The organism is Longirhabdus pacifica, from assembly GCF_004115085.1.
GTDB lineage: Bacteria > Bacillota > Bacilli > Paenibacillales > DSM-105158 > Longirhabdus > Longirhabdus pacifica.
In genome coordinates this window covers 112016-123640 of record NZ_QXJP01000010.1, presented here as the reverse complement: position 1 = coordinate 123640, position 11625 = coordinate 112016, and the positions used below count along the sequence as shown (strand labels likewise).

The window sequence follows — 11625 nt, the reverse complement described above, 5'->3', positions numbered from 1 at the left end:
CTACATGAGCCCTGTTCAATATAAACTAGCTGACCTTAAAAAAGTTGTCTAGCTTTCTGTTGACAATCCAAGCGCAGTAATGAAAAGGGGGTTGTGTATGTAAATGAGTAAAACGAAAAGATTCATTTTCCATTCTATCTTTATGGGAGTAGCAAGTTTGGGAGTAAATTTAAGTATTTCAGCACCTATGTATGCACATGGAACAGAGCAAGAACATGAAAGAGAGCAGGCACTTCATACTTTTTTGGATTATGGGTTAATCGTTTCTTTAGTGATGATTACCATAGGGGTGATATTGTGGGTATGGAATAGAAACAACATATCTAAACTAACAAAAGCGGAGAAAAAACAGAAACTGGCAGTCCTTCATAAAAAGAATAAAAGGTACGTTACAACTATCGTAGTAGCTTCCGTATTGTTTGTTGGTATGGGTATCGTATCCATGATAAATACTAGCTCTGGCAGTGAGGAAGTGACGCTTACTCATATTCACGGATTAGGATATGCAAACAAAGGGGAGGGAATTTATGTTGCAGCGCATGATGGTATAAAAGTATATGAAGATAACAAGTGGAGTAGCCTTAATAACGATGAGCCACATGATTATATGGGTTTTACTGCAGTAGATGATGGTTTTTACAGCAGTGGACATCCTGCACTGACTTCATCTATGAAAAATCCGTTTGGGGTAATGAAAGTTACGGATCAGGGCAGTACATTGGAACCGCTAAGCTTATATGGTGAAATTGATTTCCATCTCATGGGTGTTGGATATGTTTCACATGCTATCTATGTTGATAATCCCGCTCCTAATGCTAAAATGAGTGATACAGGGCTGTACTATAGTGTCGATAACGCTTCAACTTGGACAAAAAGTGATAGTGAAGGACTACCAGGTGAAGTGACATTTATAGCAGCACATCCAACACAAGAACATGTTGTTGTTGTCGCTACAGATCAAGGTGCTTTTTATTCTGGTAATTATGGTCAACAATTTGAACCATTAGTAGATGATGTTCCAGTTACTTCTGTTGCTTTTGATAGTAACGGAGATCTGTATGCCGCATTATACAATGATACAAAGGAACTACTTAAAATCAATACACAAACGAAGGAAAATGTACAAATGAACATACCGCAAATCGACGCAGATGACGCAATCGCATATATCGCTGTTCATCCAGAAAACGAACAGGAAATGACCTTTGCAACGTTCAAAAAACATATATATGTAACACAAAATAATGGGGAAGCTTGGGATGCTATATTTTAAACGGTACAGTTCATTTTAGTCAGGATGATGGTGATGGGATATGCGTAAAAACATTTTAGTTGTTGATGATGAAAAAAGGATGAGAGATCTTTTACTTCAGTTGCTTGCAAACGAGAACTGGCATGTGGAAGAAGCAGCTGGTGGTGCTGACGCTTTGCAAAAAATAAATGAAACATCCTATGATCTCGTTATTTTAGATGTTATGATGCCACAAATAGATGGATGGGAATTATGCCAACACATCCGTGAACATGAGGATGTACCTATACTTTTTCTCACAGCAAGAAGTGAAACAAAAGATAAAGTATATGGGCTAAATATGGGTGCAGATGACTATTTGACTAAACCATTTGATAAAGATGAATTGTTAGCACGAGCTCACGCTTTAATACGCCGTTCTGCATCTCATCATCAACCAAACGATAAGATGAAAACCATTCAATTGAAAGAAATAACGATCAACACAGAGGCACACGAGATCTATGTGCATGATGTACTCGTATCCGTTACGCCCAAAGAATTTGACATTCTATATCATTTGGCTCTTCATCCTAACAAAGTGTTTCCTCGTGAGTCGTTACTGGAGCAAATATGGGGAATAGATTTTCTAGGTGATGAAAGAACGGTGGATCAGCATATTAAAAATGTTCGGGAAAAGCTGAAAAAAGCAGGCTGCTCTTTCAATCCAATTCAAACCGTATGGGGAATTGGTTATAAAATTAAAGGAACGGAATCGTAATGAAAAGTATCGTCTTCAAGCTTGGAATGTTAGTTGTATCTATTCTTTTATTGGTGTTGTTACCGTTAGGGTACGTTGTGGATCAACTGTTTTATACATTTTACAATAATAAGACGTATGAAGAAATGGAACAGCACGTCATAACGTTAGTGGATATGCGTACGCAAATGGACGAAGAAACGTTTATAGAAAAAGTAGAAGTTGCCATGGAAATGGTGCACGAACAGGTAGTTTATTTGGATGAGTCTAGAGAGATCGTTATGAACGAGCAGAACACGTTAGATTCACTAGATATCATCACAGAAGAAGACTGGCTTCAACTACAACAGCAGAATGAAATCATAAAAAGACAGCAGGAACATGTAAGCTATATTGCTAGTCCAATATACAATCATAACGAATTTGAAGGGGCTATATTCATGGTCACTTCTACAGATGATGTGGATGAGATCATGGATCAAGTGAGAACTTCTTTGTTCGTGACAGGTATAGGAGGATTACTCCTTGCGCTTGGCTTCACTTACATTATCGTTCGTAAAGTGTCTATGCCTTTATTGCATATGGAAAAAGTGACACGAGATATGGCTAAAGGAAATTTAAATGTCGTGTTGACCCCTTCATCAGAGGACGAATTAGGCACTCTTGCTCACGCTATTAATGATCTAAGTCGAAAATTGAAGACATTAGAAGATACAAGAAAAGAATTTTTAGCGAACATCTCACACGAATTACGAACACCATTAACGTATATGGACGGTTACGTCAGCTTATTAAAAGAAAAGCAGTCGCCAGAAGAACGGCAGCATACGATAAAAATTATTGAAGAAGAAACAGCAAGACTGAGACTAATCGTGAATGATTTATTTGATTTATCTAAGTTAGAAGAGGGTAAGATTTCACTCATACTGGAATGGATAGATGTTAGTGAAGTCATGGAGAGTGTGGTTGAAAAAGTAACGTATACTGCGGAGCAGAAAAAATTAGCACTCGTCATAAAAGAAGAGCCAGTACCGCTGCTCTATGCTGACGGAAACAGAATGAGTCAAATTTTATTCAACCTGTTAGATAATGCGATTCATTATACAGAAAAAGGGTCCATTACTGTAACCATGAAACATGATGATGAACAGTTATATTTGTTCATTGCAGATACCGGCATTGGTATTGCTGAAGAAGATGTACCATACATTTTCGAGCGATTTTACCGTGTAGAAAAATCTCGATCTAGGGCACATGGGGGAACAGGCTTAGGTCTTTCCATTGTGAAAAAACTTGTGGAACTGCAAGGCGGTACCGTACATGTGGAAAGTACGTATGGAGAAGGTACGACATTCAGCATCATTTTCCCACTAACAAATAAGGAGATGGAAGCATGAAGAGATTAGACATTGTCATTGCTAGTGTGTTTATTTTGTCTGGTATTTTTTGTCTTGCTATAGCCCCTTCATTCATGATGGGAAATCATGAAAATCATACTCCAATATGGCATGCTTTCATCACCATTTGTATGTGGACAACAACACCGATTATTGTCATCAGTCTTGGTTATTTTATGTTGAAATGGTATAGAACAAAATAGTTTTCACCTAAAAAAAAGAGACAACAGAGAGAGGAAAGAAATGATCATGAAAAATTTTAAAGTAGGGTTATTATGGATTACCTTGATGATGGTATCCGTATTATTAGCAAGTTGTGGAACTCCAGCGAATGATAAAATATCATCCACTTCATCACAAGAAGCAGAGACAGAAACTACTGCAACAACAGGCACAGAAGAAACGGAAACAATAGAGACAACGATGATTACGTTAGAAGCCAAGCCATCCCATTGGATGTTTAATGATGAAGTAATGAATGAAGCATGGTTGTATAATGGGAGTTTCCCTGGTCCAGAGATCAAAGTAAAACAGGGAGATCATGTCACGATCAGACTTCAAAATTCTCTTCCAGACCTGACTTCCTTGCATATTCATGGTCTTCCGATTCCGAATGAGATGGATGGCGTTCCAGGGGTAACACAAAACGCCATAATACCAGGAGAATACTTTGATTATTCCTTTGTAGCCAGCGAAAATGGAACGTACTGGTATCATTCTCATCAAAATGGGTCGGAACAAGTGGAAAAAGGATTGTATGGCGCACTTATTGTTGAACCTAGAGACATGGAAGAAGTGGCAATAGATAAGACGATCATGATAGATGAAATTAGTTCCATGGAAATGAGTATGAATATGGACATGCACGAAGACATGGATATGAACATGCATGAAGATATGAGTGAGGATATGCACGAAGGCATGGATATGGATATGCATGAGGAAATGAGTGAGGATATGCACGAAGGCATGGATATGGATATGCATGAGGAAATGAGTGCAGAGATGGATGAAAACATGGATATGCATAGTGATATGCATACAGAGGAAATGGACGGCGATCATCATGACTCCCAGACAGAAATGTCCCACGCAGAATTAATGAAAGAAATGTATGATACGATGATCATTAATGGTCTAGCAGCTTCAGCTATTGAGCCGATTTTAGTAAATGAAGATGATAAAATACGATTAAGATTCGTCAATGCAGGGCTTTTCACACAAGTCATTCATATTCCTGGGCATGCGTTTACTGTTACACATTATGACGGACAGTCTGTGTATGAACCCGGAGAACTAAAGGACGTAGCATTACGTATTGCTCCAGCAGAACGGTACGACGTGGAAATAAATATGACCGAGGCTGGTGCATGGGGCATACAAGTATATGCCGAAGAAAGTAAAGATAAATTAAACGTGACGATTCCACTTGTTTATAATGGATATGAAGAGGAAGCGCTACAAATGAATGAACCTTCATCTTATTTTGATATGACCCAATACGGCAAAGCGTTAGAACTTGATATTGGAGAAGTTACAAAACAATATACGATGTCATTAGATACAAATGATGGGGGCGAAACCTTCACGATAAATGATAAACAAAGTCCGGATCATGAAGTGTTTGGAGTCGAAGAAGGTGATATAGTAAAAGTAACGATAGTCAATAATTCAGATGCAGATCATCCGATGCATTTACACGGACAATTCTTTCATGTAGTATCGAAAAATGGAGAAGCTATACAAGGTGCACCTATTGTAAAAGACACACTTAATGTTAGACCGAATGAAACGTATGAAGTCATATTTGCAGCAGATAATCCAGGGAACTGGTTATTTCATTGTCACGAGTTGCATCATGCAAGTAGTGGTATGGTGTCAGAAGTAAAGTATAAGGATTATGGTGATTTCGAAGCAGATCCTACGATTGCTAATCAACCTGAATAAAAATTTAAGGGCATATATCTAGGAAGAGAAACCATGTTGTTTCTCTTCCTTTTTATTTTTTAAATAGAAGCAGTCATAGTACATGAATCCACAAAGCAATCGCTCTGAACAGGTTATCTAGCCCGATGGCAATCCAAATTCCCGCTATCCATAATTCAAAGTATATACCTAACAAATAAACTAGACAATAGAGTAGGGATATACTAGACTAAAGTCCATTTTAGGATGCCAAAATATGGAGTAGAATAAGAGGTAAAAATAAAAGGAAGGAACAAACAAGCTATACATCATTTAAAAATACAAACATCATCTTATTTACATATTTATGTGCTTTTATGTTATTACACCAACCCAAATAATAATCATATTTTAGGGAGGATATTATGGAATTATTTAAAAACAAACAGTTTGTTAAGCTCTTTTGCGGTTCATTTCTGTCACAAATGGGCAGCATTATCGGGAATGCTGCTATCGCATTTTATTTACTAGATGTATTTACTTCACAACCTGGACTGGCCACGCTTGCTGAGTTAATGTATGCGTTACCTACTATATTCGTTTTCTTATTTGTAGGCGTCATTGCTGATAAATTAGATCGAAAAAAAATTGCCATCTATAGTGATTGGATTCGTGCAGGACTAACTGCATTACTCATTGCAGCCGTGATGATGAACTGGCTCTTTCTCGTTTTTGTATTACTATTTGTCCGTGCCGGCATTTCTAAATTTTTCATGCCAGCAGAGATAGGGATGGTGCAAGGCGTTGTTTCCAAAGAAGCATATCAACAAGCAGCAGGATTAAACCAAATGGTATATAGCATTTTTATGATATTCGGTGTTGGTCTTGGAGCGCTTGCATATAGGACGATAGGAATTCAAGGCGCTTTGGTTATCGATGGGCTCAGTTTTATTGCTTCTGCTTTTTTCATACAGACATGTAACGTTCCATTAGAAGCAAGGCAGCCTAACGGTAAATATAAATTAAAAGATATAAGCTTTCGTTCGTCTTGGGAAGATTTTAAATCTGGTGTTTCGTATGTATGGAATAATAAGCTATTATTGTCTATTCTTTCAGGTTTCTTTCTTTTTGGTTTGATCAATGGTGCTTTCGCGGTGTTACCTATGTTTACGATGAAGTATAAACTTGCACCAGAACAATTTGAGTGGTACGCCGCATTATTTTCTATATGTCTGGGAGTTGGGATTTTCATAGGAAGCATGGTGACTGCGGTTTTTATGAAAAAAGTAAAACCATATCAGATCATCATTGCTAGTTTATTCATTACAACCATTCTTGTCGTTTTCCTAGCGTTGTCCAGTGAAATTTGGGTATACTTGTGTTTTGCATTTGGATTGGGCTTTATTTTAGCACCAATGAATATAGCCATTAGCGGTTGGATTTTATCTCTCGTTGAATCTACACATATAGGTAGAGTAGAAGGTCTTATAGATCCATCGTTGATGTTATCTCAGTCCATTATGCTAGGTGCGATTGCTGTTGCTTTCCCAAATATAATATCTAGTGTAGATGTGATTTATTTTGTTTTGGCTGCGTTATTTTTAGTCGTATCCCTTTACTATGCGATAAAATTACCGTCTCTTGTGAGAAATAATGAAGAAAGTAAAACGGAAGAAATAGAAGGTCAAACTGCCTTAGAGGGGTAGCATCAGAATAAAGACAGTCCAATAATGTGATGAGAAAATGACTGACAAATACAAACGGACTTAGATAGAATGAATATCTAAGTTCGCTTGTATTTATGATTTAAATTTTTTTGATTAATACTAAGTTCCCTGCAATTCCACCTTCGTCAGAAAATATTCTGATTGAATATATCGGACTTATTTGAAAAAACTCTGGGCTAAAAAGTGAATGAATAGAATTTTCGTTTACTTCTTCCCAATGATCACTACTTATAGATGAACCTCGTAAAAGAAAAATACCGTTGGGTTTTAGTACACGAAGGACTTCATTTACATATGTTTTCCTATCTTTCAATGAAATAACATGAAAACAACCTCTATCATTTACAAAATCAATGGAATTGTCTGCAATAGGTAAGTTTTCAATGGAACTACATATCCAAGATATATCGCCATTCGTTTGTTTATAATTATTTTTTGCTATTTTTATAGCTTCCTCGCTATGATCAACAGCATACACCTTCAATCCACACTCGGCTAAAAACATTGCTTCGTTCCCTAGTCCACATCCTAAATCTAATGCTGTACCGTTTCTACTGATAGAAGGATTAGATGCTATTGTAGCTACTAATTCTGGTGAGGGTCCATCTATGTTCCATGAATGGATTTTATTTTTATACGATTCATCCCAATCTTTTGCTGTACTTTTTTTACCTACGGCCATCTTTTCACTTCCACTTCTTTAGTTATAGTTTTTTATAAAAAATGCAATAAATTGTTGAAAACGCTGTTTATATAATAATATTAGATTATTGCGACCTTTATGTAAAGGTTTAATATTATTGAATTTACAGAATTATTTTAAAGAATAAGTTTGAATTTATAAACATTAAGAAAAATATTTAAATGAATTCAAGATTAAACCAACTTCAAAAAATGTAATAATGAAAATGAAGAAGTAGAATAGCATATCATCCCTGATATGAATCACATATTTCGAAAGTATGAAGGTCAACACACGATGCTCGGTTTAATGAAAGAATATAAATCACAGGTAGATCAACCGATAGACAAACAATTATTGGATATCTTAGGCACATGGTTACAAAAACATATGACATACATAGATAAGACGAAGGAAGAAAAGTGAAAACTAGTTTTCACTTTACGATTTAAAAAAATGATGATCTATTCAAATAAGATCATCATATTCTGCTTCCGCTGCTATGGCATCGGCTTTCGTCGCGTGAACCGTGCCAAATGGATGGTTCGGCGGAGCGTAAATGGAGTAAAGTTTTATCGGTACATTCCCTGTATTCGTAAGGTTATGCCACGTTCCAGCTGGAATAAATACTGCGTAATCATCAAATACATTCTTCTCATAATTCAAATTATTTTTATCTTCTCCCATTTGAACAATTCCTTGTCCTTGCTCAATTCGTAGAAATTGATCTAAATTAGGATGCTTTTCTAATCCAATATCCTCTCCAACACCGATGCTCATCAACGTCATTTGTAAATAATCTCCTGTCCATATGGCCTTACGGAAATTATTGTTTTGCAACGTAGCTTCATTAATGTTGAACACAAATGGTTTCGATCCGTAGTCTTTTAACGACATACTTTGAGCTGCATAGGAGGAACGAATACCATAATATCTTGGATTATAGTACCTGTGGTAAGGGTACGACCAGTAACCAAGGTAACCATGTTGCAATGCATACGGATGTCCTGTTGTATTTACAACTCGATTGGGGCCAGCAGCATAATATGGATACATGTAATGCTGGTGGTACATTCACATCTCCAACCCTTCATGATTTATAGCATTAGTCTATGCATAGATGATGAATGAGTGCTTCATTCGTTCAGTAAAGCAGTGGTGGAGGTGATATTAACGCATGATATGATTTAAAAAATAAAAGTGACAATATTGTAAGGAAAATGAAAGGTAAATCGATGGTTACTATTTGCGTGTCATCTTATACTCATAAGTATAAACCCCCTAGCCAATACAGTACCTCTTATTCACAAACTTGAATGCTAGGCATATTTTAATTGAAGTAAAGATAAAGTAATATTGTAACGCATTAAAATAATTAAAGGGAGATGTGATGTCCACATGGTTAAAAAATCATTTGTTTTGAATAAGAAAAAGTTATTCGCTTCCACTCTGGCTCTAGCATTATGCAGTAGCATGATAGGTCCTGCAAATATCTCGATAGCAGCTGAAGAGACGACTACAGAATCCAATGAAACGATGCAACAAACAGAGATTGCAGAAGCGCAGAAAAAGAACCCTTTGTCACCACATGAGTTTATACAGGCGATGTTAGACGGTAAGGATGAAAAGACGTATACACAATTTTCAGACACAGTCAAACAGTGGTTACCTTTAGAAGTATGGAGTGGAATGTTATTTTATTTAAATCATGGAGTGGAGGACTATCATCTACGAAAAACAACGACGCTAGATGGAACAACAACATATGTGTGGAGTGATGATGCAGAATCGAGGGTATTACATACTCACTTTGATGATGAGCAGAAACTCACCACCAACTTTTATATTCTATCTGGCCAGCAGTTTAGCGATACCGATCAACAGCGGACAACAACATCATTTTCCCTTCCTTTGTCCGAAGAATGGTACGTTCTTCATGGGGGAACAAACGCAATCGATAACAAACATTATGGCGTTTCCAATTTAAATCGTTACGCCTATGACTTCACTATTGTAAAAGAGCATCAAACATACGAAGGAGATGCACAAAAGAACGAAAGTTATTATGCATATGGCGAAGAGGTCATTGCACCAGCAGCAGGAACGGTCGTAGTGGTGGAAAATAGTATTGTAGATAACGTCCCTGGTGAAATCAATAATACTCAAATACTAGGAAATCATGTGGTGATTGATCATGGAAATAACGAATACAGCTATTATCTCCATTTAAAACAAGGATCCTTAGCGGTAAACGTTGGCGATCAAGTGAGTGTAGGCGACTTGCTTGGACAGGTAGGTAACTCTGGACAATCTATGGCACCACATCTTCATTTTCAAGTATCTGATGATGCTGACATATACGAAGGAAAGTCAATTCGATTGAATTGGAATGATTTTGATGAGCTTGTTGGTGGACAATTTGTGAAAAAACCAACATCGGAAAATCCGTGCAATCATGAGCAGGACATGCAATAACTCTAATAAAAAAGGAGCGGTTCAAACATGATCATAAAAACAAAATCAAAATTTAATATGAACATTAAGACGGCAACTATCATCGCCTTACTATGTACCTTAATCTTCACCATGGTACATACACCTGTGACAAATGCGGAAACAGATACAAACAGTGAACTAGACATAGAACAAATCAATGCCTTTGTGGAAGAGGCAATGGATAAAATGCAAATTCCAGGAGCAGCGATAGGCATTGTAAAAGGGGATCAAATTCTGTATACAAAAGGTTATGGTATTTCTGGAGCAGACGAAACAGCTGTTACCGCTCAAACGCCGTTTACAATAGGTTCTACCAGCAAATCTTTTACCGCACTGGCGGTTATGCAATTAGTAGAAGAAGGATTAATAGATTTAGATACACCAGTACAACAATATTTACCTAAATTTAAGTTAGCAGATAAAAAAGCCTCCAAAGAAATAACGGTTCGTCATTTGTTACTTCAAACGAGTGGTATATCGAGAGACCCATCACATAAAGGAAACGAAAGTGACTTCATACTGGAGCATTCCATTAATGACACAGGTTTGTCTATTTCTGAGCATATTAAGCATTTAGATAAGATTGAATTAGCCCAACCTGTAGGTGAAGTTTATCAATATGCGAATCTCAATTATAGTATTCTAGGAGCAGTCATTGAAGCTGTGACGGATCAATCTTACGAACAGTACGTAGAAGAACATATTTTTACGCCACTAGAAATGAACAACAGTTATACTTATCGAGCAGATGCCATTGAAAATGGTTTACCAACTCCTTATAATACAACACTTGGTCCTCCTATCCCGATTAAAGATATGAACGAACGGACATTTAAACCATCCGGTCTTTTGAATGCTAGTGCAGAAGATATGACACATTATCTCATAGCACAAATGAACAACGGTGTTTATAAAGATAACCGTGTATTGTCAGAGGAAGGTGTAGAACAAATGCACGCTCCTGGAATAGAAATAGAAGGTACAAACTTAAATTACGGATTTGGTTGGCTTGTGGAAGATAACACATTTACTCACGATGGAGGGACATTCGGTTTCTATACTAGATTATGGAGTAACGGAGAATATGGTATTGTGACGATTCAAAATCGCATTGATCATAACTTTTTAGGTGCTGATGATTTGATTTTCCAAGGGATTTTTGAAATCATAACAGGCAATCCATTAACTGTAGAAATACCAAATTTAAAGAAAGAATACCTCTCCTTATAAGCCATTAGGTATCATATAAAGGTAACTTGACGGATTCATAGTCCGTCATTTTTTTATATCTGCTGTGCCGACCCACAGGTGCTGTTGCACCTGCAGGATTTTCAATATAGCACATTCAAATAATTTTGTTGAATAAAATGGTATTGTTACTAATCAAACTTCTCTGCAAAATCAAGATTTAGCTTGTAATGGTTACA

At 36.7% G+C, this 11625-nt stretch carries 11 protein-coding genes; 9 read left to right on the top strand and 2 right to left on the bottom strand.

The annotated features are described in order from the left end of the window. Positions 1 to 103: 103 nt before the first annotated feature. The 6 genes from D1Z92_RS09855 to D1Z92_RS09830 all read left to right on the top strand — a co-directional run bounded on the left by D1Z92_RS09855 (position 104) and on the right by D1Z92_RS09830 (position 6999). Positions 104 to 1273: a F510_1955 family glycosylhydrolase gene (locus D1Z92_RS09855; protein ID WP_128895501.1), complete on the top strand. Its 1170-nt coding sequence runs from the start codon at positions 104 to 106 to the stop codon at positions 1271 to 1273. 40 nt (positions 1274 to 1313) lie between these two features. Next, positions 1314 to 2012 carry a response regulator transcription factor gene (locus tag D1Z92_RS09850; protein WP_128895500.1) on the top strand — a complete coding sequence of 233 codons (699 nt, stop codon included), beginning with the start codon at positions 1314 to 1316 and terminating at the stop codon, positions 2010 to 2012. After that, entirely contained in the window at positions 2012 to 3388 is a 1377-nt protein-coding gene (locus tag D1Z92_RS09845; RefSeq protein ID WP_128895499.1) for a sensor histidine kinase, read from the top strand. The genes D1Z92_RS09850 and D1Z92_RS09845 overlap by 1 nt, the downstream gene beginning before the upstream one ends. Continuing rightward, positions 3385 to 3591 carry a hypothetical protein gene (locus D1Z92_RS09840; RefSeq protein ID WP_128895498.1) on the top strand — a complete coding sequence of 69 codons (207 nt, stop codon included), beginning with the start codon at positions 3385 to 3387 and terminating at the stop codon, positions 3589 to 3591. The genes D1Z92_RS09845 and D1Z92_RS09840 overlap by 4 nt, the downstream gene beginning before the upstream one ends. Before the next feature lie 46 nt (positions 3592 to 3637). Continuing rightward, positions 3638 to 5335 (top strand): multicopper oxidase family protein, encoded by a 1698-nt coding sequence (locus D1Z92_RS09835; RefSeq protein WP_128895497.1) that lies wholly within the window; start codon positions 3638 to 3640, stop codon positions 5333 to 5335. Positions 5336 to 5718: 383 nt separating this feature from the next. Continuing rightward, the gene (locus D1Z92_RS09830; RefSeq protein ID WP_128895496.1) at positions 5719 to 6999 is read left to right on the top strand and encodes an MFS transporter; all 1281 of its coding nucleotides are present in this window, start codon (positions 5719 to 5721) and stop codon (positions 6997 to 6999) included. A 100-nt stretch (positions 7000 to 7099) separates the two neighbouring features. On the opposite strand, the gene D1Z92_RS09825 is transcribed toward D1Z92_RS09830, so the two are convergent. Further along, entirely contained in the window at positions 7100 to 7702 is a 603-nt protein-coding gene (locus D1Z92_RS09825; protein WP_128895495.1) for a class I SAM-dependent methyltransferase, read from the bottom strand. Positions 7703 to 7960: 258 nt separating this feature from the next. Here D1Z92_RS09825 and D1Z92_RS17310 point away from each other — a divergent pair, with 258 nt between their 5' ends. After that, positions 7961 to 8128, top strand: coding sequence for a hypothetical protein (locus D1Z92_RS17310; protein ID WP_164931552.1), 168 nt, complete (start codon positions 7961 to 7963; stop codon positions 8126 to 8128). Between the two features lie 42 nt (positions 8129 to 8170). On the opposite strand, the gene D1Z92_RS09820 is transcribed toward D1Z92_RS17310, so the two are convergent. After that, on the bottom strand, positions 8171 to 8776 hold the full coding sequence (locus D1Z92_RS09820; RefSeq protein ID WP_128895494.1) for a cupin domain-containing protein: 606 nt from the start codon (positions 8774 to 8776) through the stop codon (positions 8171 to 8173). 324 nt (positions 8777 to 9100) lie between these two features. Between D1Z92_RS09820 and D1Z92_RS09815 the strand changes: the two genes are divergently transcribed. Together D1Z92_RS09815 and D1Z92_RS09810 are read left to right on the top strand one after the other, a co-directional pair. Further along, a complete protein-coding gene (locus D1Z92_RS09815; protein WP_128895493.1) occupies positions 9101 to 10177 on the top strand; it encodes a M23 family metallopeptidase in 1077 nt (358 codons plus the stop codon). A gap of 27 nt (positions 10178 to 10204) precedes the next feature. After that, on the top strand, positions 10205 to 11428 hold the full coding sequence (locus D1Z92_RS09810) for a serine hydrolase domain-containing protein (RefSeq protein ID WP_128895492.1): 1224 nt from the start codon (positions 10205 to 10207) through the stop codon (positions 11426 to 11428). Positions 11429 to 11625: the final 197 nt, after the last annotated feature.